General features: G+C 73.5%; 27 protein-coding genes, 1 pseudogene and 1 riboswitch. Of the genes and pseudogenes, 20 read left to right on the top strand and 8 right to left on the bottom strand.

Annotated elements, in window-relative coordinates; genetic code table 11:
- Positions 1-6: 6 nt before the first annotated feature.
- Positions 7-285, bottom strand: coding sequence for a type II toxin-antitoxin system Phd/YefM family antitoxin (locus AB0F03_RS25520; RefSeq protein ID WP_361995902.1), 279 nt, complete (start codon positions 283-285; stop codon positions 7-9).
- Between the two features lie 180 nt (positions 286-465).
- Between AB0F03_RS25520 and AB0F03_RS25515 the strand changes: the two genes are divergently transcribed.
- The 3 genes from AB0F03_RS25515 (at position 466) to AB0F03_RS25505 (ending at position 2464) form a co-directional block, all read left to right on the top strand.
- Positions 466-1101 (top strand): ATP-dependent Clp protease proteolytic subunit, encoded by a 636-nt coding sequence (locus AB0F03_RS25515; protein WP_361995900.1) that lies wholly within the window; start codon positions 466-468, stop codon positions 1099-1101.
- A gap of 8 nt (positions 1102-1109) precedes the next feature.
- A complete protein-coding gene (locus AB0F03_RS25510) occupies positions 1110-1415 on the top strand; it encodes a hypothetical protein (RefSeq protein ID WP_361995898.1) in 306 nt (101 codons plus the stop codon).
- Positions 1416-1850: 435 nt separating this feature from the next.
- Positions 1851-1988: riboswitch (cyclic di-AMP (ydaO/yuaA leader) on the top strand.
- A 2-nt stretch (positions 1989-1990) separates the two neighbouring features.
- Positions 1991-2464, top strand: coding sequence for a C40 family peptidase (locus tag AB0F03_RS25505; RefSeq protein ID WP_361995896.1), 474 nt, complete (start codon positions 1991-1993; stop codon positions 2462-2464).
- Positions 2465-2638: 174 nt separating this feature from the next.
- On the opposite strand, the gene AB0F03_RS25500 is transcribed toward AB0F03_RS25505, so the two are convergent.
- Positions 2639-3097, bottom strand: coding sequence for an ATP-binding protein (locus AB0F03_RS25500; protein WP_361995894.1), 459 nt, complete (start codon positions 3095-3097; stop codon positions 2639-2641).
- Between the two features lie 214 nt (positions 3098-3311).
- Between AB0F03_RS25500 and AB0F03_RS25495 the strand changes: the two genes are divergently transcribed.
- Together AB0F03_RS25495 and AB0F03_RS25490 are read left to right on the top strand one after the other, a co-directional pair.
- A complete protein-coding gene (locus AB0F03_RS25495) occupies positions 3312-4172 on the top strand; it encodes a helix-turn-helix transcriptional regulator (RefSeq protein ID WP_361995892.1) in 861 nt (286 codons plus the stop codon).
- Positions 4173-4181: 9 nt separating this feature from the next.
- Positions 4182-4403, top strand: a complete 222-nt coding sequence (locus AB0F03_RS25490; protein ID WP_361995890.1) for a DUF397 domain-containing protein — start codon at positions 4182-4184, stop codon at positions 4401-4403.
- Positions 4404-4460: 57 nt separating this feature from the next.
- Here AB0F03_RS25490 and AB0F03_RS25485 read toward each other — a convergent pair whose 3' ends face one another.
- Entirely contained in the window at positions 4461-5588 is a 1128-nt protein-coding gene (locus tag AB0F03_RS25485) for an 8-amino-7-oxononanoate synthase (protein WP_361995888.1), read from the bottom strand.
- 147 nt (positions 5589-5735) lie between these two features.
- Between AB0F03_RS25485 and bioB the strand changes: the two genes are divergently transcribed.
- From bioB to AB0F03_RS25465, 4 genes are all read left to right on the top strand, one after another.
- Positions 5736-6899, top strand: coding sequence for a biotin synthase BioB (gene bioB / locus AB0F03_RS25480; RefSeq protein WP_361995886.1), 1164 nt, complete (start codon positions 5736-5738; stop codon positions 6897-6899).
- Positions 6892-8172, top strand: coding sequence for an adenosylmethionine--8-amino-7-oxononanoate transaminase (locus tag AB0F03_RS25475; protein ID WP_361995884.1), 1281 nt, complete (start codon positions 6892-6894; stop codon positions 8170-8172). The genes bioB and AB0F03_RS25475 overlap by 8 nt, the downstream gene beginning before the upstream one ends.
- A 1-nt stretch (position 8173) precedes the next feature.
- Entirely contained in the window at positions 8174-8890 is a 717-nt protein-coding gene (bioD, locus tag AB0F03_RS25470; protein WP_361995882.1) for a dethiobiotin synthase, read from the top strand.
- Between the two features lie 72 nt (positions 8891-8962).
- Positions 8963-9655: a class I SAM-dependent methyltransferase gene (locus AB0F03_RS25465; protein WP_361995880.1), complete on the top strand. Its 693-nt coding sequence runs from the start codon at positions 8963-8965 to the stop codon at positions 9653-9655.
- 317 nt (positions 9656-9972) lie between these two features.
- Here AB0F03_RS25465 and AB0F03_RS25460 read toward each other — a convergent pair whose 3' ends face one another.
- Positions 9973-10347 carry a fic family toxin-antitoxin system, toxin component gene (locus AB0F03_RS25460; protein WP_361995879.1) on the bottom strand — a complete coding sequence of 125 codons (375 nt, stop codon included), beginning with the start codon at positions 10345-10347 and terminating at the stop codon, positions 9973-9975.
- 16 nt (positions 10348-10363) lie between these two features.
- Positions 10364-10606, bottom strand: a complete 243-nt coding sequence (locus tag AB0F03_RS25455) for a toxin-antitoxin system HicB family antitoxin (protein ID WP_361995877.1) — start codon at positions 10604-10606, stop codon at positions 10364-10366.
- Between the two features lie 117 nt (positions 10607-10723).
- Between AB0F03_RS25455 and AB0F03_RS25450 the strand changes: the two genes are divergently transcribed.
- From AB0F03_RS25450 to mug, 9 genes and pseudogenes are all read left to right on the top strand, one after another.
- Positions 10724-11554, top strand: a complete 831-nt coding sequence (locus AB0F03_RS25450) for an ABC transporter ATP-binding protein (protein WP_361995875.1) — start codon at positions 10724-10726, stop codon at positions 11552-11554.
- Positions 11555-11557: 3 nt separating this feature from the next.
- The gene (locus AB0F03_RS25445; RefSeq protein WP_361995873.1) at positions 11558-14125 is read left to right on the top strand and encodes an ABC transporter permease; all 2568 of its coding nucleotides are present in this window, start codon (positions 11558-11560) and stop codon (positions 14123-14125) included.
- An 83-nt stretch (positions 14126-14208) separates the two neighbouring features.
- A pseudogene (locus tag AB0F03_RS25440) lies at positions 14209-14397 on the top strand (hypothetical protein); the annotation flags it as partial.
- Between the two features lie 135 nt (positions 14398-14532).
- Entirely contained in the window at positions 14533-14976 is a 444-nt protein-coding gene (locus tag AB0F03_RS25435) for a GNAT family N-acetyltransferase (protein WP_361995871.1), read from the top strand.
- Between the two features lie 167 nt (positions 14977-15143).
- On the top strand, positions 15144-16631 hold the full coding sequence (locus AB0F03_RS25430) for a hemolysin family protein (RefSeq protein ID WP_361995869.1): 1488 nt from the start codon (positions 15144-15146) through the stop codon (positions 16629-16631).
- Positions 16628-17662 (top strand): hemolysin family protein, encoded by a 1035-nt coding sequence (locus AB0F03_RS25425; RefSeq protein ID WP_361995867.1) that lies wholly within the window; start codon positions 16628-16630, stop codon positions 17660-17662. Before AB0F03_RS25430 ends, AB0F03_RS25425 begins: the two co-directional genes overlap by 4 nt.
- A gap of 59 nt (positions 17663-17721) precedes the next feature.
- Complete coding sequence (locus AB0F03_RS25420; protein ID WP_361995866.1) at positions 17722-18510, top strand: SGNH/GDSL hydrolase family protein; 789 nt, start codon at positions 17722-17724, stop codon at positions 18508-18510.
- Between the two features lie 102 nt (positions 18511-18612).
- On the top strand, positions 18613-20055 hold the full coding sequence (gene purB, locus AB0F03_RS25415) for an adenylosuccinate lyase (protein ID WP_361995864.1): 1443 nt from the start codon (positions 18613-18615) through the stop codon (positions 20053-20055).
- 101 nt (positions 20056-20156) lie between these two features.
- Positions 20157-20666 carry a G/U mismatch-specific DNA glycosylase gene (gene mug / locus AB0F03_RS25410; protein ID WP_361995862.1) on the top strand — a complete coding sequence of 170 codons (510 nt, stop codon included), beginning with the start codon at positions 20157-20159 and terminating at the stop codon, positions 20664-20666.
- Here mug and AB0F03_RS25405 read toward each other — a convergent pair.
- From AB0F03_RS25405 to AB0F03_RS25395, 3 genes are all read right to left on the bottom strand, one after another.
- A complete protein-coding gene (locus AB0F03_RS25405) occupies positions 20627-21079 on the bottom strand; it encodes a hypothetical protein (RefSeq protein WP_361995860.1) in 453 nt (150 codons plus the stop codon). The two genes, mug and AB0F03_RS25405, sit on opposite strands and share 40 nt — an antisense overlap.
- A 62-nt stretch (positions 21080-21141) precedes the next feature.
- Positions 21142-21852: an ABC transporter permease gene (locus tag AB0F03_RS25400; RefSeq protein ID WP_361995858.1), complete on the bottom strand. Its 711-nt coding sequence runs from the start codon at positions 21850-21852 to the stop codon at positions 21142-21144.
- A 2-nt stretch (positions 21853-21854) separates the two neighbouring features.
- On the bottom strand, positions 21855-22775 hold the full coding sequence (locus tag AB0F03_RS25395) for an ATP-binding cassette domain-containing protein (RefSeq protein WP_361995856.1): 921 nt from the start codon (positions 22773-22775) through the stop codon (positions 21855-21857).
- Positions 22776-22882: 107 nt separating this feature from the next.
- On the opposite strand from AB0F03_RS25395, the gene AB0F03_RS25390 reads away from it, so the two are divergent.
- Entirely contained in the window at positions 22883-24037 is a 1155-nt protein-coding gene (locus tag AB0F03_RS25390; protein WP_361995855.1) for a histidine kinase, read from the top strand.
- A 14-nt stretch (positions 24038-24051) separates the two neighbouring features.
- Positions 24052-24708 (top strand): response regulator transcription factor, encoded by a 657-nt coding sequence (locus AB0F03_RS25385; protein WP_361995853.1) that lies wholly within the window; start codon positions 24052-24054, stop codon positions 24706-24708.
- The last annotated feature ends 59 nt before the right edge of the window (positions 24709-24767 follow it).

The following is a 24767-nucleotide window of genomic DNA, read 5'->3' as shown; positions in this document are numbered from 1 at the left end:
CACGCCTCACGACACACCCGGCCCCCGGTGCTCGGCCGCTATCCCGAACCGCCGCTGCTCGCGCCCGCCCGGCCCGCTCTCGCCCACCCGCGACACCGAGCTGACGATCTGCTCCCCGTCCGGCTCGTCGAGGGCGTCGAGACGCTCCAGGTCGGCGGCCGAGACCAGGGCGACCAGGGGCTTGCCGTGCCGCGTCACGACGACACGCTCACCGCCGTACACGACCCGGTTGATCAGGTCGGCGAGTTCAGCCCTGGCTTGCGTCACCGGAATCTCGTAGGCCATACCACCAGCTTACGGGGCATCCCCGCGGGGCCGGCCTGCCCGGCAGCCGCGGCCCGCCGCCCCGGACCCCGCCGCGGCGGGCGGCGTGTCCACCGGCACACACCTCCCCCGCTCTGTACGTCCTGTACATTTTTCACAGAGAGTGGACCGGAGCCGGTCCACCGCGAGAGGGGTGTGCCCATGTCCCGACCGTCCGCCCGCCATGTCCTGCCCGGGTTCACCGAGCGCACGGGCGGCGGCGCCCGCACGCTCGACCCGTACGGGAAGCTCTTCGAGTCCCGGATCGTCCTCCTCGGCACCCCGGCCGACGACGTCGCCGCGAGCGACGTGACGGCGCAGCTCATGTACCTCGAACACGCGGCCCCGGACCGGGACATCACGCTGTACATCAACTCGCCGGGCGGGCCCTTCCACGCCATGACCACGATCTACGACACCATGCGCTACATCAGCTGCGACGTGGCGACGTACTGCCTGGGACAGGCCTCCTCCACCGCCGCGGTGCTGCTCGCGGCCGGCGCCCCGGGCAAGCGGTACGCGCTGCCCGGCGCGCGCATGCTGATCGAGCAGCCCGGACTGCCCGAGCCGGTGCGCGGCCGGCCCAGCGACCTGCTCGTCGAGGCCGAGGAGCTGGACCGGGTCCGCGCGCTGCTGGCGGAGATGCTCGTCCGGCACACGGGGCGCACGGCCGGGCAGGTGCACGAGGATCTGGCGCGGGACCTGTTCCTGGACGCCCCCGGGGCCCTGGCCTACGGCCTGGTGGACCACATCGTGCCCAGCCGCCGGGACGCGCCCGGCGCACCCGACGCGAGGTGAGCCCCCCGATGCAGCCGGAGCTGCCGCCGCTGCCCGCGCTGACCCGCGCCGAGGGCGACCTGATCGACCGTTATCTGGAGGCGGCCGACCTGCTGGGCCGCGTCAATCCGGCCCGGCCCGGGGACACGTACCACGGGCTGCGCGCGGCGCAGGCCCTGGTGCGCAAGGCGGCAGAGCTGAGGGACGCGCTCGAGGTGATGCACCAGCGGGGCGAGACGGAGCTGCACGGGGGCACGCTGGCACGCGCCTTGCGCGTGCTGGACGGTGAGCGCCGTACCGCTCGCGTCGCGCTCCCGCCCGACGCCGTCGGCTGAGGCGGACACCCGGCCGGCCTGCCGGGGTCCCCGTGTCGGCGCTTGCCGTTCGCGGCGGACTCGAAACGGTCCGAACGAGGTACGACCGTCCGGTGGATATCCGGAATGATTTTCGGGCTTCCCGACTTGTGCGGCATGTGGGTCGGGTGTGTGCCGAAGAGCGTTTAGCCCCAGGTCCGGGGCTACGCACGGGTCCTGACGATGCCTCGAACACAGCGATGTCCACCCGAACGGGTGAGTGGTGAGTAACACCACAAATCCCCGATTCCGTTGGGATTTTACGACAGTTGTAGGTCAAGATCCCTGACTGACGACAAGACCCCGCCACCGCGGCGGGGCGATCCGGGCGGACGCCGAGTCCTGCCGCCGCCCGGATGACCGGTCGACAGGAGTGGATCGGCAGGAGTGGAGGACCCAGGCAAGACGGGTCGCCGGAACACATGTTCGTCCGCTCGACGCGGACGGGCGGGGTTCCGAGCCGCCCTTGGGGTGAAGCCGTGGCAACACGGCCGGGCAACTTCGCCAGCCCGAATCCGACAGGTCATCCTTCACAGGCGGCTGACGAAGGGTTGCGCATGACTGCGCTCAATCGTGTCCCGTCACTGATGGCCAGAGCCGGCACGGCCTCGGCCCTCACCCTCGCCGCTGTAGGCGGCTCGATCGCCGTGCCCGGCCTCGCCACCGACGCGTCCGCCGCGACGATGGCGACGAAGGCACTCAAGGTCGCGGCCTCCAAGAAAGGTGCACCGTACAAGTGGGGCGCCACGGGCCCGCGCAGGTTCGACTGCTCGGGGCTGACCTTCTACTCCTTCAAGAAGGTGGGCAAGAAGCTGCCGCGCACCGCCGCGCAGCAGTACAACAAGACCCACCACATCTCCGCCCGCAGCCGCAAGGCGGGCGACCTGGTGTTCTTCCACTCGGGTTCCAACGTGTACCACGTCGGCATCTACGCGGGCCACGGAAAGATCTGGCACGCCCCGAGGACCGGTGACGTGGTGAGGCTTCAGAAGATCTGGACCAGGAGCGTCTGGTACGGCCGGGTCAGCTGACCCGGCCGCGGAGCGAGAGCGCCCGGCCCCGGCTCCGGCGAACGGCCGGCGCCGGTCCCGCTCCGGTCCCGCTCCGAGCGCCGTAGCGCCGCCCCGGTGCCCGCCCGCCACCGCGGGCGGCCCGGGGCCGACACATCCTCCGGCGGAGCCGGCCGTGCGGCCAGGACGCGATGCTCAGGGCTCCTGCGGTCCGCCTGCCGGTAACGGGGCGGCCGGGACCGTCCACGGAAGTTCGATGCAGACCGTCTTGCCGCCCTCACGGGTGGGGCGGACACGGAGCCTGCCGCCGTGCTCCGCGGTGAGCCAGCGGATGATGACCATGCCGCGGCCGTTGTCCTGCTGCACGGCGGCGGGCAGTCTCTTCGGGAAGCGGGGATGACTGTCCGTGACGCCGATCCGCAGGTGTTCGTCACGGTCCAGTGCGATGTCGACCGTGAAGGTGGGTGACTGGCCGAAGGTGTGCTGCACGGCGTTGGTGGCCAGCTCCGAGACGATGAGCCGCACGGTGTCGGCCGTTTCGGTGTCCGACGGCAGGCCCCACTCCGCGAGGGTGCCCACGACGTAGGAGCGGGCCGCGTGGACCGAGGCGGGATCGCTCGGCAGAGTGATGGATGCTTCCAGATGGTCTGCCATGGCGACGTCGTCCCTTTCCCGCGGGACCGCGGTCCGACATACAGCGAATGCTTCGAGTACGGTCCCGGAACTGGTGCTTGTTCGCCAGACTGCCATCAACGGGTCGGTCAGGGGGAGCGATCCACCGGGATATGCATATATCTGTCGCTCGAAGCGGTGAACTCCGCGCTGCGAAACCGTATGTGGGCGGCCCGGAAGGAGTAAGGAGGAGCCCATGCAGAACGGTCCGGCAGTGCGCCGTCGGAAACTGGGCGCCGAACTGCGCAGGCTGCGTACCGGTGCCGGATTCACCAGTGGTGAGGCGGCCCGGCTCGTCGGCTGGCACCAGTCGAAAGTGAGCCGCATCGAGACCGGCGCCAGCGGCGTGAAACCGGCCGATCTGCGGTTGCTGCTGGACGCCTACGGGGTCCACGACGGACACCTGCGCGAGTTGCTGCTGATGCTGGCGGGGTCGCAGGACGCGGGTGGCCGCAACCGCTGGTGGCACGCCTACCGCGGGGAACTCCCTCCCACCTACCGTGACTTCATCAGCCTGGAGTCGCAGGCGAGCGCCATGCGCACCCTGGAGACCACGGTCGTACCGGGCCTGCTCCAGACGGCCGAGTACGCCCGCGCGGTCACCCGGGCGGCCGTGAAGGACCTGGACGAGGACCGGTTGGACACGCTGGTGGAGGTGCGTCTGGCCAGGCAGGACGTGTTACGCGTGGACCCGCCGCCGACGCTGAGCGCCGTACTGGACGAGGCGGTGCTGCGCCGCGAGGTCGGTGGTCCCCGGGTGATGGCCCGTCAGCTGCAGCGGCTGATGGAGGCCGCCTCGCTGCCCCAGGTACGGCTCCAGATCCTGCCCTTCAGTGCCGGGGCGCATATCGGCCTCACCGGGCCTTTCGTTATCTTCTCATTTCCGAGCACTTCCGATCTGGATGTAGTCGTTCTCGACCAGTTGACGAGTAGCCTCTACCTGGAACGGAAAGAAGACCTGGTGGCCTACACCGAGGCCTTCCACGCCCTTCAGTTCCACGCCCTTTCCCCCGAGGACTCGTTGGACTACATCGCCGCAATAGGTGACGGCGCGTAAGGAGGCACCATGCCCGCACCGCCTCGGAGCATCCCTGCCAGTACCGACCTGCGCGACGTGCGCTGGCTGCGCAGCAGCTACAGCACGGGCGCCAACAACTGCGTGGAGACGGCCCGGCCGCGCTCCGGCCCCGGAGCGGGGCTGCTCGCCGTGCGTGACTCCAAGACCCCGGCCGGACCGGCACTGCTCTTCTCCGCCGGCAGCTGGTCGGGATTCATCACCGCACTCTGATCAGAACCGGTCACTTTTTCATCGTCATCCGGCGACACACGGCCGTGTCACGCCGACTCATGGTCGCGTCTCGCCGATGACGCGTACAGCGTGTTCGATCTCGGCCCCGGACAGGTCCGCGCGGGCGGTCAGCCTCAGCCGTGAGATGCCGTCGGGCACGGAAGGAGGACGGAAACAGCCCACGGACACGCCCGCCGTACGGCAGTCGGCCGCCCAGCGCACCGCCTGCTCCGGGGACGGAGCCCGCACGGAGACCACCGCGGCGTCCGGACGCACCGCCTCCAGACCCGCGGCGGTCAGCCGTGCGTGCAGTTCCGCGGCCACCTCACGGGCGCGTGCCGCCCGCCCCGGCTCACGCTCGAGCAACCGCAGCGCGGCCAGCGCGGCACCGGCCGCCGCCGGTGCCAGGCCCGTGTCGAAGATGAACGTGCGGGCCGCGTTGACCAGGTGGCCGATCACCCGGGCCGGTCCGAGCACCACCCCGCCCTGGCTGCCCAGCGACTTGGACAGGGTCGCCGTGGCGACCACGTCATCGGCTCCCGCGAGCCCGGCCGCGTACGGCGCGCCCCGGCCGCCGTCGCCCAGCACGCCGAGCCCGTGGGCGTCGTCCACGACCAGCCCGGCGCCGTACTCCCGGCACGCGGCGGCCAGCGCGGCCAGCGGCGCCCGGTCCCCGTCGACCGAGAACACCGTGTCGGAGACGACGATCGCCGCGCCGCCGTGCGTGCCGAGCGCCTTGCGCACGGCCTCCGGGTCGGCGTGCCCGACGACCTGCGTGCCGCCCCGCGCCAGCCGGCAGCCGTCGATGAGGGAGGCGTGGTTGCCCGCGTCGGAGACGATCAGCGAGCCGTGCGGGCCCAGAGCGGTGACCGCGGCCAGGTTCGCGGCGTAACCGGAGGAGAAGACCAGGGCCGCCTCGAACCCGCAGAACGCGGCCAGCGCGCGCTCCAGCTCGGTGTGCAGCTCGGTGGTGCCGGTCACCAGCCGGGACCCGGTGGAGCCGCCGCCCCACGTCCGGGCGGCCCGGGCCGCTCCCTCGGTGACCTCCGGATGGCGGGCCAGACCCAGGTAGTCGTTGCTCGCCAGGTCCAGCAGCGGGGAGTCGGCGGGGCGCGGGCGCAGGGTGCGGACGAGTCCGGCGCGGCGGCGCGCCTCGGCCTGCTCGTCGATCCAGCCGAAAGCCATGGGTCCTCCGGTGCTTTTGTAGGTAGCGGACAGACCCTAGCGGCACGACCAGCCGCCCAGTGTGTGGCAATACCCACACGGTGAACCGTCTCCGTTGTGCAAACTCTCCTTGGCCCCGAGCGGTCCCGTAGGACAGGATCGGGCCTCATGGACCTGCTGAACACGCTGGTGGACAAGGGGCTTCGGCGCGAGCTGCCGACCCGCGAGGAAGCACTCGCCGTGCTGGCCACCTCCGACGACGACCTGCTCGATGTGGTGGCCGCGGCCGGCAAGGTGCGCCGGCACTGGTTCGGGCGACGGGTGAAACTCAACTATCTGGTGAACCTCAAGTCGGGCCTGTGCCCGGAGGACTGCTCCTACTGCTCCCAGCGGCTCGGCTCCAAGGCCGGGATCCTGAAGTACACCTGGCTCAAGCCGGACGAGGCGTCCCAGGCCGCCGCCGCGGGCCTCGCGGGCGGCGCCAAGCGGGTCTGCCTGGTGGCCAGCGGGCGGGGCCCGACGGACCGGGACGTGGACCGGGTCTCGGACACCATCAAGGCCATCAAGGAGCAGAACGAGGGCGTCGAGGTGTGCGCCTGCCTCGGCCTGCTCTCCGACGGCCAGGCCGAGCGGCTGCGCGAGGCCGGAGCGGACGCCTACAACCACAATCTGAACACCTCCGAGTCAACCTACGAGGACATCACCACCACCCACACGTACGCCGATCGGGTGGACACGGTGCAGAAGGCGCACGCCGCCGGACTGTCCGCGTGTTCGGGTCTCATCGCCGGCATGGGCGAGAGCGACGAGGACCTCGTCGACGTCGTCTTCTCGCTGCGCGAGCTGGACCCCGACTCCGTTCCGGTGAACTTCCTCATCCCGTTCGAGGGCACCCCGCTGGCCAAGGAGTGGAACCTCACCCCGCAGCGCTGCCTGCGCATCCTCGCGATGGTCCGGTTCGTCTGCCCGGACGTGGAGGTCCGCATCGCGGGCGGTCGCGAGGTCCACCTGCGTTCCATGCAGCCGCTCGCGCTGCACCTGGCCAACTCCGTCTTCCTCGGCGACTACCTGACCAGCGAGGGCCAGGCCGGCAAGGCCGACCTGGAGATGATCGCGGACGCCGGGTTCGAGGTGGAGGGCGCGGACGAGGTGACGCTGCCCGAGCACCGGACGAACGCCGGGGGCTGCCACGAGGACGGCGGGGGCTGCCACGAGGGCGGTGGGTGCGGGTCGGCCCCGGCCGCGGCCGCTCCGGCGGCGCGGGAGCCGCGGACCGACCTCGTCGCCGTCCGCCGCAGGGGCGCCGGGACGGACCTCGCGCCCAATGCCTGAACTCGGCGTGGCGGAACTGCTGGAGCTGGACCGGCGGCATGTGTGGCATCCGTACGGACCGATGCCCGGACGTGCCGAGCCGCTCGTGGTGGAGGCCGCGAGCGGGGTCCGGCTTCGGCTGGCCGACGGCTCCGGTGAGCTGGTCGACGGCATGTCGTCGTGGTGGTCGGCCATCCACGGCTACAACCACCCGGTGCTCAACGAGGCCGCGCGCGAGCAGCTCGGCCGGATGAGCCACGTCATGTTCGGCGGGCTCACCCACGAGCCCGCCGTCCGGCTCGCGAAACTCCTTGTCGACATGTCACCGGACGGCCTGGAGCATGTGTTCCTGGCCGACTCGGGGTCCGTGTCGGTGGAGGTCGCGGTGAAGATGTGCCTCCAGTACTGGCGTTCGCTCGGCCGGCCGGGCAAACAGCGCCTGATGACCTGGCGGGGCGGCTACCACGGGGACACCTGGCAGCCGATGTCGGTCTGCGACCCCGAAGGCGGCATGCACGACCTGTGGACCGGCGTGCTCCCGCGCCAGGTGTTCGCGGACGCGCCGCCCGCGGAGTACGACGAGTCGTACGCGGAGCAGCTGCGCGAGCTGGTCGCCCGGCACGCGGACGAGCTGGCCGCGGTGATCGTGGAGCCGGTGGTGCAGGGCGCGGGCGGCATGCGCTTCCACTCCCCCGACTACCTGCGGGTGCTGCGCGAGGCGTGCGACGCGCACGACGTGCTGCTCGTCTTCGACGAGATCGCCACCGGATTCGGGCGCACCGGCGCGCTGTTCGCGGCCGGCCACGCGGCCGTCAGCCCGGACGTGATGTGCGTCGGCAAGGCCCTGACCGGCGGCTATCTGACGATGGCGGCCACCCTGTGCACCGCGCGGGTCGCCGACGGCATCTCGCGCGGCGAGGTGCCGGTGCTCGCGCACGGCCCGACGTTCATGGGCAACCCGCTGGCGGCGGCCGTGGCCTGCGCCTCCGTCGAGCTGCTGCTGCGGCAGGACTGGCCGGCGGAGGTCAGGCGGATCGAGGCGGGCCTGCGGGCGGGCCTCGCCCCGGCGCGCGAGCTGCCCGGGGTGCGGGACGTCCGTGTCCTCGGGGCCATCGGCGTCGTCCAGCTCGACCACCCGGTCGACGTGCGGGCCGCCACGGACGCCGCCGTGCGGGAGGGCGTGTGGCTGCGCCCGTTCCGCGACCTGGTCTACACGATGCCGCCGTACGTCACCTCGGACGAGGACGTGGCACGGATCGCGCGCGCGGTGTGCGCCGCGGCACGGGAGGGTTGAGATGCCGGTACTGGTGATCACGGGGACGGGCACGGAGGTCGGCAAGACCGTCACCACCGCCGCCGTCGCCGCCGCGGCGCTCGCGGCCGGGCGCTCGGTGGCCGTGCTGAAGGCCGCCCAGACGGGCGTACGGCCGGACGAGCGCGGGGACGCCGACGAGGTCGCGCGGCTCGCCGGTCCCGTCACGACCGCGGAACTCGCCCGTTACCCCGACCCGTTGGCGCCGGGCACGGCGGCCCGGCGGGCCGGGAGGGCGCCGGTGCATCCGCACGAGGTCGCCGAGCGGGCCGCCAAGCTGGCCACCGAGCACGATCTGGTGCTGGTCGAGGGGGCGGGCGGGCTGCTCGTCCGGTTCGACGCGGCCGGCGGCACGCTGGCCGACGCGGCCCGGCTGCTGGGCGCGCCGGTGCTGGTCGTGGCGCAGGCCGGGCTCGGCACGCTCAACGCGACGGAGCTGACGGCCCGCGAACTGCGGCGCCGGGCACTGGACCTGGCCGGGGTCGTGATCGGCAGCTGGCCCGGCTCACCCGACCTGGCCACCCGCTGCAACGTGGCCGACCTGCCGGAGGTGGCCGACGCCCCGCTCCTGGGCGCCCTGCCCGCCGGGGCCGGATCCCTGCCGCCCACCGAGTTCCGCACGGCGGCACCGGCCTGGCTCGCCCCCCGGCTCGACGGCACGTGGGACGCGGAGGCGTTCCAGATCCGCGAGGCACCGTGACGGGACCCGGCGGGACAGGCGGGAGGTTCCGGGGGAGACTTCTCCTGGGTCCGTCCCGTCCGGGAGGTTGCCATGCGGTTGCTGTCCACCCGCTCCGGCCAGGTGCCCCGGGGTGACGTCCGCCATCCGCTGTTCGCCCGCTGCTACGCCCTGCTCAGCGTGGCTGCCGAAGCCCGGCCCGGGCCGGCCGGGGTGCGGGAGCGGCTGCTCGCCGGGCTGTCCGGGCGGGTGATCGAGGTCGGCGCGGGCAACGGGCTGAACTTCCGGCACTATCCAGGGACCGTCGATGAGGTCGTCGCGGTGGAACCGGAGCCGCGGCTTAGGCGGTTGGCCCTGGAGGCCGCGCTGCGCGCCCGGGTGCCGGTGGACGTGGTGCCGGGCGTGGCGGAGGACCTGCCGGCCGGGAGCGAGGCGTTCGACGCGGCGGTGCTGTCGCTGGTGCTGTGCAGCGTGCGGGATGTCGCACGGGCGCTCAGCGAGGTACGACGAGTGCTGCGGCCCGGCGGCGAGGTGCGGTTCCTGGAGCACGGGCGGGGCGGCGGCCGGGCGATGACGCTGACCCAGCAGGCCCTGGACCGCACCCTGTGGCCCGCGCTGACGGGCGGCTGCCATCTGGCCCGCGAGCCGGTCGCCGCCCTCCGCGCGGCCGGCTTCGAACTCGGCCCGCACCGCCGCCTGTCAGGTGCGGAACACGGGCCGGCACTCCCGGTCCCCTACGGGGTGCTGGGCGCCGCCTGGCGACCACCCGAACGGGCCACGCACTGACCGGCTGGTCCGGCCGGGCAGCGCGCCCCTGGCGCTGCTGCTCGGCGTGCTCCGACACCGGCTCGGCAACCCTCCGGACACCCGCGGACCGAACCGCGCCGCCGGGCGCACGGTGACCGCCAACCGCCGGTTGACCGGCAGCCCTCCGGACAGCGCTGACCGAACCGCCCCGCCAGGCACCGCCGGCCGGCAGCCCCGCCGGGCGCGCACCGACCGGCAGCCGGGCCCAGGCACCTGCCGGCCGCCCCGCCAGACACCCGCGGACCGAACCGCCCGGCCGGCGTCCGCTGACCGGACCGCCCCGCGCCGCAGCGCGGTCAGGCGGTCCAGCGGCGTAGCTGCCGGGCGATGTCGTCGACGCTCGCCGTGCCGTCCTTGACCAGGCGGGCGAGGTCCCTGACTTGCTCGGGGGTGGTGGCGACCTTGACACCGCTGGCCACCAGGTAGCCGTAGGCGACCGCCGAGGCGAACAGGGCGTTGGACCGCTCCAGGGCCGGAACGTGGATGAGCAGCTGGAGCAGCGACGCGGCCCGCGCGTGCGGGGTGTCGTACACCGGCACGCCGAATATCTCGGCCCGGTGCCGGGCGACGGCGGCGACGAGGGCGCCCCAGTCGGTGACCTGCGGGTCCCCGGGGGTCTGCCGTTCGGCGAGCATGAGGAGCCAGGCCAGGTCGATGCGGAGATCGTTCAAGGGATCGGCTTCAGGGTCAATCGCGGTCCGCGCGGGTGCCGGAGCCGCGGGGTTCGGCGAACTCCTCGGCGAACGCGGACTCGTACTGCTTCATGAAGTCGGCGGCGGCCTCCACGAACGTACGGCCGGCCTCCCCCGTGTCCTGCCTGACCAGCTCTTCGATGTAGCGGTTCACGCTCATGCCGCGGGCCAGGGCACGCTCGCGAGCCGCGCGGGCGGTGCCCTCGTCCACACGCACGTTCAGCTGGGTCTTCGCCATCCCTCGACGCTAGCGCCGGGATGCTAGCGGCGGCAAGGGCGCACGGAAGCGCTGCGCCGGCCCGGCGGGTCCCTTACGCTCGCCCGGAACGGACGGTTCGGCGACCGGGAGGCGCTCGTGTCGACACCTGTTGCGCAGCAGGCCCCGGACGGCGGGGTCGCGGCCCGCGCCCGGGGGCTGACCAAGGCGTACGGCTCCGGCGAGACGGCCGTGCTCGCCCTGGACGCGGTGGACGTGGACATCACGCGGGGCCGCTTCACCGCCGTGATGGGCCCCTCGGGCTCCGGGAAGTCCACGCTGATGCACTGCCTCGCCGGCCTCGACACCGTCTCGGCCGGCCGGGTGTGGCTGGGCACCACCGAGATCACGGGGCTGAGGGAGCGGGAACTGACCCGGCTGCGGCGGGACCGGATCGGGTTCATGTTCCAGTCGTTCAACCTCATCCCCACGCTGACCGCCGCCGAGAACATCACCCTGCCGATGGACATCGCGGGCCGGAAGCCCGACGCGCGGTGGCTGGACCAGGTCATCGACACCCTGGGGCTTCGCGACCGTCTCACGCACCGGCCGGCCCAGCTGTCGGGCGGTCAGCAGCAGCGGGTCGCGTGCGCGCGGGCGCTGGCCTCGCGGCCCGAGCTGATCTTCGCCGACGAGCCGACCGGCAACCTGGACTCGCAGGCCGGCCGGGAGGTGCTGGGTTTCCTGCGCGGCGCCGTGGACGACCTCGGGCAGACGGTCGTCATGGTCACCCATGACCCGGGCGCCGCCGCCCGCTCCGATCTCGTGCTCTTCCTGGCCGACGGGCGGATCGTGGACCGGACGGCCCGGCCGACGGCGGAGAACGTGCTGGAGCGGATGCGTGTCCTGTCCACGGCAGCTCCCCGGACCGCCGACTCCTGCGGGGCTCCGGGCCGGTCCGGTGCCGGCGGCACGGTCGCGGAGGGCTGACCGGTGCTCAGGGCGACTCTGCGGAGCTTCCTCGCGCACAAGGGGCGGCTGGCGCTGTCCGCGCTGGCCGTGGTCCTGTCGGTGGCGTTCGTCGCGGGCAGTCTGATCTTCTCCGACACCGTCACCCGCACGTTCGACCGGCTGTTCGCCTCCACCGCCGCCGATGTGACGGTCCAGCCGCGGGGGGACCTGCGCTCGGCCCGCGCGAGCGGTGCGGTGCAGACCGTGCCGGCCGTGCTGCGGGACCGGGTGGCGAAGGTGGCCGGTGTCGCGGCGGCGCGCGCGGACGTGTCGGTGCAGAACGTCGTGGTGGTCGACCGCCGGGACAGGTCCGTCGGCCCGACCACCGGCGCCCCCACCGTCGCCGGTGCCTGGTACGCGACCGGCCGGAGCCCGGTGCGGCTGACCTCCGGCCACGCCCCGCGCGGGGCCGGTGAGGCGCTGCTGGACGCGGACACGGCCGGCCGGCGGCACGTGCGGATCGGCGACCCGCTGACGGTGCAGGCGCAGCCGGGCACCTTCCGCGTCCGGGTCGTCGGCATCGCCACCTTCACGACGACCAATCCGGGCGCGGCACGGATCTACCTGGACCCGGCGGTGGCCGGCCGGGAACTGCTCGGCTCGTCCGCACGGGCGACCGGCATCTCGGTGGACGCGGCCGAGGGGGTGTCCGACGCGGACCTCGCGCGGCGGGTCGGCGGGGTGATCGGCACCGGTACGTACGCGGTGCGGACCTCCGGTGAGCAGGCCAAGTCGGCCGCTGCGGACCTCGGCACCTTCCTCGACGTGATCAAGTACGTGATGCTGGGGTTCGCCGGTGTGGCCCTGCTCGTCGGCGTGTTCCTGATCGTCAACACGTTCTCCATGCTGATCGCGCAGCGCACCCGCGAGCTGGGCCTGCTCCGGGCGCTGGGCGCGGACCGGCGGCAGGTACGGCGGTCGGTGCTCACCGAGGCGCTGCTGCTGGGGCTGTTCGGCTCGACGTTCGGTCTCGCCGCCGGGATCGGGCTGGCGGCCGGACTGATCCGGCTGATCAGCGCGGTCGGCATGAACCTCAAGGGCACCGAGATGGTGATCGGCTGGGGTACGCCCGTCGCCGCCTATGTGGTCGGTCTCGGCGTGACCTTCGTGGCCGCCTATCTGCCGGCGCGGCGCGCCGCGGCCGTCTCGCCGATGGCGGCGCTCGCGGATGCCGAGGTCGCCGGCGTGGGCAGGCCGTTGCGGGGCCGGGCGATCGCCGGGGCGGTGGTCGGGGCGGCCGGTGCGGCGGCGCTGGCCGGGTGCGCGGCGGCCACGCGGACCGCGCAGGCGGCCTCCCTGCTGGGACTCGGGGTCGTGCTGACCCTCGTCGCGACGGTGGTCGCCGGGCCGCTGCTGGTGCGGCCGGTGATCCGGGTGCTGGGCGCGGCGTTCCCCGCGCTGTTCGGCCCGGTCGGCCGGATGAGCCAGCGCAACGCCCTGCGCAATCCGCGCCGTACCGGTGCCACGGCCGCGGCCCTGATGGTGGGTCTGGCCCTGGTGGGCGGGATGTCGGTGGCGAGCGCGTCGATGTCGGCGTCCTTCGACCGGCAGATCGACCGGACGCTGGGCGCCGACTTCGTCGTCCAGAGCGGCAACTTCACGCCGTTCACCGGGGAGATCGGCAAGCGGGTGGCCGCGACGCCCGGTGCCGGGCTGGTCGTGGCCCAGCGGCTCACCCCCGTCGCCGTACGGCTGCCGGACGGCGAGCGGGTGCGGACCACCGCCGCCGGGTACGGCCCCGGCCTGGACGACGTCGCGCACCTCACCTACGCGCGGGGCGGTTCGGCGGCGGCCCTGGCCGACGGGCACCTCGCGATGGACGCCGACTACGCCCGGGACCACGGCGTGCGGACCGGCAGTGCGCTGCCGGTGGAGTTCCCGGGCGGGCGCCGGGCGGAGCTGACCGTCGGCGCGCTGACCGACCAGCAGGCGGCCGAGTCCTTCGGCACCCAGGGCGGCGTCTTCTTCGGCCTCGGGACGCTGCGGAGGTACATGCCGAACGGCCAGGACTCGGCGCTGTACGTGAACGCGGCCCCCGGCACGAAGCCGGCCGACCTGCGGGAACGGCTGGAGCGGACGCTCAAGCCGTTCCCGCAGGTGCAGGTGCGTGACCAGGCCGACTACAAGGAGCTGGTGCACAACCAGATCGCCGTACTGCTGTACCTCGTGTACGCGCTGCTGGGGCTGGCGATCGTCATCGCCGTGCTCGGCGTGGTGAACACCCTCGCCCTGTCGGTGGTGGAGCGGACCCGGGAGATCGGGCTGTTGCGGGCGATCGGGCTGGGCCGGCGGCAGCTGCGCCGGATGATCCGGCTGGAGTCGGTGGTCATCGCGGTGTTCGGCGCGGTCCTGGGGCTGGCGCTGGGGCTCGTGTGGGGCGTGTGCATGCAACAGGTGCTGGCGCTGCGCGGGCTGACGGCGCTGGCGATCCCCTGGGGCACGATCCTCGCGGTCGTGGTCGGCTCGGCGGTGGTGGGTGTCGTGGCGGCCCTGCTGCCGGCGCTGCGGGCGTCGCGGATGAACGTGCTGGCGGCGATCGCCCATGAATGATCACATCGGCTGATCATCTCCACTGACCGGCGACCGCCGACCGCGACCGCCGACCGCGACCGTCGACCGTCGACCGCCGAGCGCTGACCGGCGACCGCCGACCGCCGACCGCTTCGACCGATGACTGCGGTTTCGGGGTCAGCCTGCTCACGCCCACCCCCGGCGCCGAGGGGTGCGCCAAGTGCCGCCGGGCCGAGGAGCTGGGGTACGACGTGGCCCTCGCCCCGGACCACCTCGGCACGGCCGCGCCGTCACCGGCCCTAGTGCGGGCGGAGCAGGAGGACGCCCGCACGCCGGGCCGCCCGGCACCGGCGAGCTGGACGACCCGTGGCCCGCTACAGCGCGTCGACCGGTCCGCATGATGGAAAGACCGGTGCCGGGCGGACGGCGACCCGCACGATGATCGTATGAACGATCCGCGGATACGCGCCGCCGTGCCCCACGACCTCGACTCCGTCCTGGCCTTCTGGAGGACGGCCGCCGAGGGGACGAGCATCAGCGACGACCGTACCGGCGTGGAGCGGCTGGTCGGCCGCGACCCCGGGGCGCTCCTCGTCGCCGAGCGGGACGGCGAGCTGGTCGGCACGGTGATCGCCGGCTTCGACGGCTGGCGGTGCCATCTGTACCGGCTCGCGGTGCACCCCCGGTGGCGGCGGCAGGGCATCGGCTCTGCGCTGCTGGCCGCCGCCGAGGAGCGCTTCGTACGGCTCGGCGGCCGGCGCGCTGACGCCATGGTGCTGGTGCGCAACGCGACCGCGCACCACGCCTGGCAGGCCGCCGGATACGGGCCGGAGGAACGGTGGCGGCGCTGGGTGAAGCCGCTCGCCGACCGGGGCGGGACGCCCGGCTGAAGCCGCTCATCCACAGGCACCGGAGGCTTTTTTGCCCATCCTTTACTCTTGAGGGAGCACTCGGCCCTCTATGAAAGGTTGTGAGCGTCCGCCCATGGGCGAGCCTCCCCGTCCGCGACATCGCGCGTCCCCCCTGCCCTGTCCGACCATGGGACGGGGGTGACCCGATGACCGAAGTGCTCCTCCTCCTGGTGGCGATCCTGCTGTCGGTCGCCTGCGGCGCCTTCGTGGCGGCGGAGTTCTCGCTGACCACGGTCGAGCGGGGTGAGCTGGAGCGGGCCGCGGAGCGCGGCGAGCGCGGCGCCGCGGGCGCCCTGAAGGCCGTACGGAACCTGACCTTCCAGCTCTCCGGCGCGCAGCTCGGCATCACCGTCACCAACCTGGTGGTCGGCATGCTCGCCGAGCCGTCCATCGCGAAGCTGCTCGCCGGCCCGTTCCGGGCGATGGGCCTGTCCGCCGGCGCGGCGAGTTCCGCGGCGCTGGTGCTGGGCACGGCCCTGTCCACGGTGTTCCTGATGGTCGTCGGCGAGCTGGTGCCGAAGAACTGGGCGATCTCCACACCGCTGGCCGTGGTCCTGCGCGTGGGCAACGCACAGCGCTGGTTCAGCGCGGCCTTCCGGCCCTTCATCACCCATCTGAACAACACCGCGAACCGTCTCGTACGGCGGTTCGGCGTCGAGCCCGCCGAGGAGCTGGCCTCCGCGCGCGGGCCGCAGGAGCTGGCCGCCCTCGCCCGGCACTCCGCCAAGCAGGGCTTCCTGGAGGCGGACACGGCCGAGCTGTTCGTCCGCACCCTGAACCTGGCCGACCTGACCGCGGAGAACGTGATGACACCGCGCGTCCAGGTCGTCGCCCTGGACCTCCAGGCGACCTGCGAGGACGTGGCGAACGCGACCCGGGCCACCGGCCTGTCCCGGTTCCCCGTCTACCGGGGCGGCCTGGACTCCGTCGTCGGCACCGCCCACATCAAGGACGTGCTGGCGGTCCCCGCGGACCAGCGGCGCCACCGCACGGTCGCCCAGGTGATGCGCGAGCCGCTGCTGGTGCCCGAGTCCCTGACCGTCGACCGGCTGCTGGACCGGCTCGGCGGCCGGCGCACCATGGCCGTCGTCATCGACGAGTACGGCGGCACGGCCGGCGTGGCGACGCTGGAGGACATCGTCGAGGAGGTCGTCGGCGAGGTACGGGACGAGCACGATCCGCACGAGACGTCCGGTCTCGCCCCCGCCGGCGCCGACGAAGAGGGCCGGGCCCTGTACCTGGTCGACGGCGCCGCCCGCGCCGACCAGCTCGCGCGCGTGGGCCTGCGGCTGCCGGAGGGACCGTACGAGACGCTGGCCGGTCTGGTCGCCACCGAGCTGGGCCGGATACCGGCGGTCGGCGACCGCGTGCACGTGGCCGGCTGGCGGCTGGACGTGGTCGACGCGTCCGGCCGCCGGGCCGCCCGGGTGCTGCTGCACGCACCGCTGGACGACGAGAGCGTCGCCGGGAGCACCGGCGGGAAGGCCGGCGGGCGGGCCGAGGCACGAGCCGGCGCAGTGGCCGACGCGCGACCCGGCGACATGCCCGGCGACCGAGCCGGCGACAAGCCCGGCGACCGAGCCGGCGAGAAGGCCGGCGGACGGACCGACGAGAGGCCGGAGGGGACTCGATGACCGCCCTGCAACTGCTGATCGGCCTGACGACCCTCGTCGTCAACGCCTTCTTCGTCGGCGCCGAGTTCGCGCTCATCTCCGTGCGCCGCTCACAGATCGAGCCGCTCGCCCAGGAGGGGGACCGGCGGGCGCGGAGCGTGCTGTGGGGGCTCGAGCACGTGTCGGCCCTGCTGGCCGCCACCCAGCTCGGCATCACGCTGTGCACCCTGGTGCTCGGTGTGGTCGCCGAGCCGGCGATCGCGCATCTGCTGGAGCCGGTGTTCCACGCGGCCGGCGTGCCGACGGGAGTCGGTCACGCCGTGTCCTTCGTGATCGCGCTGGCCCTCGCGACCTATCTGCACATGCTGCTCGGCGAGATGGTCCCCAAGAACATCGCACTCGCCGAACCGGTGCGCAGCGCGCTGGCCCTCGGCCCTCCCCTGGTCGCGCTGTCCCGGGCACTCCGGCCGGTGATCTTCACCATCAACACCTTCGCCAACGGTCTGCTGAAGCTGCTCCGGGTGGAGGCGAAGGGCGAGGTCGCGGCGACCTTCACCGACTCCGAACTGGCGCAGATCGTGAAGGACGCCAGCGAGGCGGGCCTGATCGACGACCGCGCGCAGGAACGGCTGCACGACGCCCTGGAGCTGGGCAGCCGCCCGGTACGGGACGTGGTGGTGCCGCTGGCACGGGTGGTCTACGCACGCGTGGGCGTCACCCCCGAGCAGCTGGAGCGGCTGTCGGCCGAGTCGGGCTTCTCCCGCTTCCCGGTGGTCGACGCGGGCCGCCGGATCGTGGGCTATCTGCACGTGAAGGACGCGCTGGACATGACCCCGCGGGACGTGCCGTTCCGGCTGGGCGACATGCGGTCCATCGCGCGCGTACGGGAGCGGACGCCGCTGGACGACGTGCTCACCGCGATGCGGCGCAGCCGGACGCACCTCGCGGCCGTACTCGGCGACGACGGCCGGCTGGCCGGCCTGGTGACCATGGAGGACGTGCTGCGCCAGCTGTTCGGCCAGCCCGCCCAGACCGGACCTGACCTGACCTGACCACTGTGGCGGACCCGACCGACCGGCAGGTATGGGGCCGGGATAACATCGCTGTCGCCATGCAGACGAATCCCACTCCTCCCCCCTTCACCAGCCTCGTCGCCCTCGGTGACTCGTTCACCGAGGGCATGTCGGACCTGCTGCCCGACGGCTCCTACCGGGGCTGGGCCGACCTGCTCGCCGCGCGGATGGCCGCCCGCACCCCCGGGTTCCGCTATGCCAACCTCGCCGTGCGCGGAAAGCTGATCGGGCAGATCGTCGACGAGCAGGTGCCTCTGGCGGCGGCCATGAAGCCCGACGTCATCACCCTGGTCGGCGGGCTCAACGACGCCCTGCGCCCCAAGTGCGACATGAACCGGGTCCGGGATCTGCTCACCGAGGCCGTGAAGCGGCTGGCGCCCTCCTGCGAGCAGCTGGTGCTGATGCGCAGCCCCGGCCGCCGGGGCCCGGTGCTGGAACGGTTCCGGCCGCGCATGGAGGAGCTGTTCGCCTGCGTGGAGGAGCTGGCGGACAAGCACGGGGCCCGGGTGGTCGACCTGTACGGGGCGCCCGCGCTGGCGGACCCGCGACTGTGGGACGTGGACCGGCTGCACCTCACGGCCGAGGGCCACCGCCGGGTCGCCGAGGCGGTGTGGCAGACGCTCGGGCACGAGGCGGAGGACGCCGAGTGGCACGTGCCGATGGAGCAGACGCTCCCCCCGGGCTGGGTGTCCCGGCGGGTCGCCGACGCCCGGTTCGCCCGGCAGCACCTGCTCCCGTGGATAGGCCGCCGCCTGACCGGCCGCTCGTCGGGCGACGGCCGCCCGCCCAAGCGCCCGGAACTACTGCCGTACGAGGGGCAGGCGTAGCGTCCCGGCGGGGCGCCGCCGGGACGTGACACGGGTCTCGTAGCTTCCGCCGAACACCCCCATGGCGCTGGCCTGCACGAACCGCCAGTAGACTCTGGACACGTGACTTCTGCGCCCGCCAAGCCCCGCATCCCGAACGTCCTCGCCGGACGCTACGCCTCCGCCCAGCTCGCCACGCTCTGGTCCCCCGAGCAGAAGGTGAGACTGGAGCGGCAGCTCTGGCTCGCCGTGCTGCGGGCCCAGAAGGACCTCGGCATCGAGGTGCCGGACGAGGCGATCGCCGACTACGAGCGTGTCCTCGACACCGTCGACCTGGCCTCGATCGCCGAGCGCGAGAAGGTCACCCGGCACGACGTGAAGGCGCGGATCGAGGAGTTCAACGACCTCGCCGGGCACGAGCACGTGCACAAGGGCATGACCTCCCGCGACCTCACCGAGAACGTCGAGCAGTTGCAGATCCGGCTCTCGCTGGAGCTGATGCGCGATCGTACGGTGGCCGTGCTGGCGCGCCTCGGCAAGCTGGCCGGCGAGTACGCCGAGCTGGTCATGGCCGGCCGCTCACACAACGTCGCCGCGCAGGCCACGACCCTGGGCAAGCGGTTCGCGACCGCCGCCGACGAGCTGCTCGTGGCCCACGGGCGCGTGGAGGAGCTGCTGGCCCGCTACCCGCTGCGCGGCATCAAGGGTCCGGTCGGCACCGCGCAGGACATGCTGGACCTGCTGGGCGGCGACGCCGGCAAGCTCGCCGAGCTGGAGACCCGGATCGCCCGGCACCTGGGTTTCTCGCGGGCCTTCACCTCGGTCGGCCAGGTCTACCCCCGCTCGCTGGACTACGAGGTCGTCACCGCGCTCGTGCAGCTGGCGGCGGCGCCGTCGTCGCTGGCGAAGACGGTGCGGCTGATGGCCGGGCACGAGCTGGTCACCGAGGGCTTCAAGCCGGGTCAGGTCGGCTCCTCGGCGATGCCCCACAAGATGAACACCCGCTCCTGCGAGCGTGTCAACGGACTGATGGTCATCCTGCGCGGCTACGCCTCGATGACGGGCGAGCTGGCGGGCGACCAGTGGAACGAGGGCGACGTGTCCTGCTCGGTGGTGCGCCGGGTCGCGCTGCCGGACGCCTTCTTCGCGCTGGACGGCCTGCTGGAGACCTTCCTGACCGTCCTCGACGAGTTCGGCGCCTTCCCGGCCGTCGTCGCCCGTGAACTCGACCGCTACCTTCCGTTCCTGGCCACCACCAAGGTGCTCATGGGCGCGGTGCGGGCCGGTGTCGGCCGCGAGGTCGCGCACGAGGCGATCAAGGAGAACGCCGTGGCCACTGCGCTCGCGATGCGCGAGCAGGGCGCCGAGCGCAACGACCTGCTGGACAAGCTCGCCGCGGACGAGCGGCTGCCGCTCGACCGTGCGCAGCTGGCCGCGCTGATGGCCGACAAGCTGTCCTTCACCGGCGCCGCCGCCGACCAGGTCGCATCGGTCGCCGGCCGGATCGAGGAGATCGTCAAGCGGCACCCGGAGGCCGCCGGTTACACCCCCGGAGCGATCCTCTGACCCCCGCGCCCCGCACCCCCCGCGCTCCCCGCTTCACCCAGGCGGAACTGGAGGCCGCCCGCGACCGTCTCGTCCCGGACCTGGTCGCGGACGGTCTGCGGGTGCTGTTCTGTGGCATCAACCCCGGTCTGATGACGGCGGCGACCGGCCACCACTTCGCCCGGCCCGGCAACCGGTTCTGGCCGGTGCTGCACCTGTCGGGGTTCACGCCCCGGCTGCTGAAGCCGGCCGAGCAGGGGGAACTGCTGTCGTACGGGCTCGGCATCACCAACATGGTGGCGCGGGCGACCGCCCGGGCGGACGAGCTGACCGCCGAGGAGTACGCCGCGGGCGGGCGGCTGCTGACCGAGAAGGTGACGCGGCTGAGGCCGAGGTGGCTGGCCGTCGTCGGAGTGACCGCGTACCGGGCCGCCTTCGGTGACCGTACGGCCCGGGTGGGCCCGCAGGAGCGGACGATCGGCGGCACGCAGGTGTGGGTGCTGCCCAACCCCAGCGGGCTGAACGCGCACTGGACGACGGCCACGATGGCGCAGGAGTTCGCCCGGCTGCGGGAGGCCGCGGACGGGGCCGGTCACGGCGGGTCGGTTTCCGTCACTATCCCGAGCAGCTGACAGGGCAGTTCCCTGTCCCGCCGGGACACCCCGAGGGCGACCCAGCGGTCCGCCCCCGGGGCCCGCCACAGCTGGACGTCGGGGACGTGACCGCTCAGCCCGGCCCACGGCTCGGCGACGTCCTCGCCCGCCACGGTCCGGTCGAGCACGCTGTACAGGCTGAAGTACTGCGGCTGTCCCCACCGCTCTTCGAGCCGCTCCGCCAGGCCGTCCCGGTCGGCCTCGTACTGCGCCTCCGTCTCGTCCCGCCCGCTGCCGTCGCCGTCTTCCCCGCCCAGGATGTCCCCGCTCGCCCGTAAGGCGGCTATGTGATAGCCGGGCCCGCTCTCGCCGTGCTCCGTCCTGCCGTGCGCCGCCGGGAACTCCCGGGCGCACAGCACGTCGATGAGGTTCAGACACGTCGCGATGTCCATGCCGTCAAGTAAAGCGGGCACCACTGACAATTGGCGGTCTGTCAGGCGTGCCCCGCCCGCCGTCAGGCGTCCCGGTGCCGCAGGCTCCATCCGCCCGCCACCAGGGCCGCCGCCGCCCACAGCGCGGTCACCGCGAGTCCGCTCCACGGGCCGAGGGCGCCGTTCCAGCTGCTGTGCAGGGCCACTTGGCCGGCCCGGTCGGGGAGGAAGTCGGCGACGCCGCCGGACAGGTCGCCGACGACGAAGGACACGATCAGCAGGAACGGGATCAGCACGGAGAGGGTCGCGGTACCGCTGCGCAGAACGGCCGCCACACCGGCGGCGAACAGCGCCATCAGCGTCAGGTGCAGGCCGCAGCCGACGGCGCCGCGCAGCCCCTCGGCCCAGCCGGGCGCGGACGCGCCGAGGGCCGCCCGGCCGCACAGGAGCGTGACGAGGCCGGTGAACAGCCCGACCGCCAGCGTCGGCAGGGCGATCGCGGTGGCCTTCGCCGCGAACCAGCGCACCCGGTCGGGCACCGCCACCAGGCTCAGCCGCAGCGCGCCGCCCCGGAACTCCGACGAGACGGCCGTCGTCCCGAAGGCGATCGCGGCGATCTGCCCGAAACTGATGCCGAAGAACATCGAGTACAGCGGATCGGAGTCGTCCGCGTCGACCCGGGCGAGCGCGGAGAACGCGGCGGTGGCCACGAGGATCGCGGCGAGGCTGCCCAGCAGGGAGCGCAGCGTACGGATCTTCATCCACTCGGCGTGCAGCACGGGTGCGAACGGCATGGTCAGGCCTCCTGGGACGGTGCGGTGAACTCGGCCTCGGCCGCGGTCAGATCGAGGTAGGCCTCCTCCAGGGTGGCCTCCCGTGCGGCGAGTTCCAGGACGGGCACACCCGCCTCGGACATCAGCCGGCCGAGGTCGTCCGCGCGCGCGTGCCGCACGGTCCAGGTGCCGTCCTCGCCCGGGGACGCCTCGTGGCCGTGCCGGGCGAGCAGGGCACCGAGGGCGGCGGGATCGCTGGTCCGGATGCGGACGTGGGGCCGTACGCGCGCGTGGATGAACTCCCGGACCGGTGTGTCGGCGAGCAGACGGCCCCGGCCGAGGATCAGCAGGTGGTCGGCGAACACGGCGGTTTCGCCCATCAGATGGCTGGAGACCAGGACCGTACGGCCCTCCGCGGCCAGCCGGCGCAGCAGCGTCCGGATCCAGACGATGCCTTCCGGGTCGAGGCCGTTGGCGGGTTCGTCGAGCAGCACGACCTCGGGGTCGCCGAGCAGGGCGGCGGCTACGCCCAGCCGCTGGCGCATCCCGAGGGAGTACGTCCGCACCCGGCGCCGCGCCACCGGGGCGAGCCCGGTCTCCTCCAGCACGGTGTCGACACGGCCGGCCGGGATGCGGTTGCTGACGGCGAGGGCGCGCAGGTGGTCACGGGCGGTGCGGGAGCCGTGGGCGGCGCGGGCGTCGAGCAGGGCGCCCACCCGGCGCAGGGGATCGCGGAGCCGGGCGTAGGCGTGGCCGCCGATGGTGGCCGTGCCGGCGGTGGGCCGGTCCAGGCCGAGCAGGAGGCGCAGGGTGGTGGACTTCCCGGCGCCGTTGGGACCGAGGAAGCCGGTGACCCGGCCGGGGCGGACAGCGAAGGTGAGGCCGTCCACGGCCCGCCGTCCGCCGTACTCCTTGGTGAGGTCTCGTACGTCGATGCTGGTCATGGCACCAGCCTGGCCGCCCGGGCGCGTCGGCTCCTCCCCCGGCGGTGGGGACCCTCTCCCCCGTGCGGGGGACGGCCGTTGTCGGTGCCGCCTGCCACGATGAGGTCATGGCCGGCTTTCTGCGCCCGCTGCTGCGCGGGACGACGTACACGCGCCTGCTGCATCTGTGGGTGCCGATGCTGGCGGTCAGCGTCTGGCTCTTCATCGACATGTCGACCCCTTGGGTGCCCGCGCTGCTGCTCGTCCCGTTCGGGCTCCTGCCCGCCGTGCGGCGAGGGGAGGGCATGCAGGCGCGGTTGCTGCTCACGCCCGACGAGCCGGAACCGGGCATCTCCGAGGCCCCGTCGGCGACCTGGCCGGACCGGCTGCGTACCGTGCTCTGGCTGGAACTGCGCATGCTCCTCGGCGCGGTGGCCGCATTCGCCACCGTGTGGCTTCCCGTCCTCTGCTTCGAGCTGGCGCGCTGCGCGTGGACCGGGGGCCCGGCCGGGGTACCGCTGCTGGACCGGCTGCCGGCGCACCGCGCCTGGGCCCTGCTGGCCCCGTTCCCCCTGCTCGCCCTGTACGGCGTGGCGGTCGGGCTCGGGGAGCTGGTCACGGCCGCCGGGCGGCGGCTGCTCGGGCCGTCCGCGGCCGAGCGGCTGGCCGCCCTGGAGGAGCGCACCGAACAGCTGCTGGAACGCACCCGGATAGCCCGGGAGTTGCACGACTCGATCGGGCACGCCCTGACGGTCGCGGTGGTGCAGGCCGGTGCCGCGCGCGCGGCGGGCGACCCGGAGTTCACCGACCGCGCACTGGTGGCCATCGAGGAGACCGGCCGGGCCGCGCTGGAGGACCTGGAGCGGGTGCTGGGCGTCCTGCGGGAGGCCGGACGGCCGGTGAGCGCCCGGCCCACGCTCGCGGACGCCGGGCGGTTGCTGGAGTCGGCGCGGGCCTCCGGGGCGAAGGTCGACGCCGAGGTGACGGGTGCGGTGGCGGCGGTGCCGGGGCCGGTCTCGCGTGAGGGGTACCGCATCCTTCAGGAGGCGCTCACCAATGTGCTGCGGCACGCGGGCGCCGTGCCGGTGCGGGTCCGCGTCTCGGTCACGGGCGGCACGCTCGTGCTGGAGGTCCGCAACCCGCTGCCCGGGCCGGTACCCGGCTCCGGGCGGGGCAGCGGGCTGCGCGGGATACGGGAGCGGGCCGCGCTGCTCGGCGGCACCGCCCGCAGCGGTCCGGACGAGGGCGACTGGCAGGTGCGCGCGGAGCTGCCGCTGGACTGATCTACGCTGGCCGGATGCCGGTCACCGTTCTGCTCGTCGACGACGAACCCCTGGTGCGCGCGGGTCTGCGGGCCGTGCTGACGGCGGAGCCCGACATCGAGGTGGTGGGCGAGGCGGCCGACGGCGCGGCGGTCGTCCCACTGGTGCGGCAACTGCGGCCGGACGTGGTCGCCATGGATGTGCGGATGCCGCTGCTGGACGGCATCGAGGCCACGCGCGCTGTGCTGCGCACGGTGGCCGAGCCGCCGAAGATCCTCGTGGTGACCACCTTCGAGGACGACGAGTACGTGTACGAGGCGCTGCGCGCGGGCGCCGACGGGTTCCTGCTGAAGCGGGCCCGGCCGGCCGAGATCGTGCACGCGGTACGGCTGGTGGCGGAGGGCGGATCGCTGCTGTTCCCGGCCTCCGTACGGCGCCTCGCCACCCGGTACGGCGACGCCCGCGGTCCGGCGCGGGCCGCGCTGGAGCGGGCCCGGCTGACCGAGCGCGAGGCGGAGGTGCTGCGGCTGATGGCGCGGGGGCTGTCGAACGCGGAGATCGCCGGCCGGCTGTTCGTCGGCACCGAGACGGTGAAGTCACATGTGAGTGCCGTCCTGGCCAAGTTGGGGGCCCGCGACCGCACCCAGGCGGTGATCGCGGCCTACGAGTCGGGCTTCGTGGAGCCGGGGTGAGCGAGTGGCTCCTGCCGCGGGCGGTACCGGGCACTCGCCGGGGCGGACCGGGCCGAGTA

This window comes from Streptomyces sp. NPDC028722 (assembly GCF_040637655.1).
Classification (GTDB): Bacteria; Actinomycetota; Actinomycetes; order Streptomycetales; family Streptomycetaceae; genus Streptomyces.
Note: the sequence above shows the minus strand (reverse complement) of the source record. Positions and strands in the feature narration are given on the sequence as shown.

Bases quoted from the DNA above. Each gene is read 5' to 3' on its own strand.
- AB0F03_RS25520 (WP_361995902.1), bottom strand. From the start codon at position 285: ATGGCCTACGAGATTCCGGTGACGCAAGCCAGGGCTGAACTCGCCGAC.
- AB0F03_RS25515 (WP_361995900.1), top strand. From the start codon at position 466: ATGTCCCGACCGTCCGCCCGCCATGTCCTGCCCGGGTTCACCGAGCGC.
- AB0F03_RS25510 (WP_361995898.1), top strand. From the start codon at position 1,110: ATGCAGCCGGAGCTGCCGCCGCTGCCCGCGCTGACCCGCGCCGAGGGC.
- AB0F03_RS25505 (WP_361995896.1), top strand. From the start codon at position 1,991: ATGACTGCGCTCAATCGTGTCCCGTCACTGATGGCCAGAGCCGGCACG.
- AB0F03_RS25500 (WP_361995894.1), bottom strand. From the start codon at position 3,097: ATGGCAGACCATCTGGAAGCATCCATCACTCTGCCGAGCGATCCCGCC.
- AB0F03_RS25495 (WP_361995892.1), top strand. From the start codon at position 3,312: ATGCAGAACGGTCCGGCAGTGCGCCGTCGGAAACTGGGCGCCGAACTG.
- AB0F03_RS25490 (WP_361995890.1), top strand. From the start codon at position 4,182: ATGCCCGCACCGCCTCGGAGCATCCCTGCCAGTACCGACCTGCGCGAC.
- AB0F03_RS25485 (WP_361995888.1), bottom strand. From the start codon at position 5,588: ATGGCTTTCGGCTGGATCGACGAGCAGGCCGAGGCGCGCCGCCGCGCC.
- bioB (WP_361995886.1), top strand. From the start codon at position 5,736: ATGGACCTGCTGAACACGCTGGTGGACAAGGGGCTTCGGCGCGAGCTG.
- AB0F03_RS25475 (WP_361995884.1), top strand. From the start codon at position 6,892: ATGCCTGAACTCGGCGTGGCGGAACTGCTGGAGCTGGACCGGCGGCAT.
- bioD (WP_361995882.1), top strand. From the start codon at position 8,174: ATGCCGGTACTGGTGATCACGGGGACGGGCACGGAGGTCGGCAAGACC.
- AB0F03_RS25465 (WP_361995880.1), top strand. From the start codon at position 8,963: ATGCGGTTGCTGTCCACCCGCTCCGGCCAGGTGCCCCGGGGTGACGTC.
- AB0F03_RS25455 (WP_361995877.1), bottom strand. From the start codon at position 10,606: ATGGCGAAGACCCAGCTGAACGTGCGTGTGGACGAGGGCACCGCCCGC.
- AB0F03_RS25435 (WP_361995871.1), top strand. From the start codon at position 14,533: ATGAACGATCCGCGGATACGCGCCGCCGTGCCCCACGACCTCGACTCC.
- AB0F03_RS25430 (WP_361995869.1), top strand. From the start codon at position 15,144: ATGACCGAAGTGCTCCTCCTCCTGGTGGCGATCCTGCTGTCGGTCGCC.
- AB0F03_RS25425 (WP_361995867.1), top strand. From the start codon at position 16,628: ATGACCGCCCTGCAACTGCTGATCGGCCTGACGACCCTCGTCGTCAAC.
- AB0F03_RS25420 (WP_361995866.1), top strand. From the start codon at position 17,722: ATGCAGACGAATCCCACTCCTCCCCCCTTCACCAGCCTCGTCGCCCTC.
- AB0F03_RS25405 (WP_361995860.1), bottom strand. From the start codon at position 21,079: ATGGACATCGCGACGTGTCTGAACCTCATCGACGTGCTGTGCGCCCGG.
- AB0F03_RS25400 (WP_361995858.1), bottom strand. From the start codon at position 21,852: ATGCCGTTCGCACCCGTGCTGCACGCCGAGTGGATGAAGATCCGTACG.
- AB0F03_RS25395 (WP_361995856.1), bottom strand. From the start codon at position 22,775: ATGACCAGCATCGACGTACGAGACCTCACCAAGGAGTACGGCGGACGG.
- AB0F03_RS25390 (WP_361995855.1), top strand. From the start codon at position 22,883: ATGGCCGGCTTTCTGCGCCCGCTGCTGCGCGGGACGACGTACACGCGC.
- AB0F03_RS25385 (WP_361995853.1), top strand. From the start codon at position 24,052: ATGCCGGTCACCGTTCTGCTCGTCGACGACGAACCCCTGGTGCGCGCG.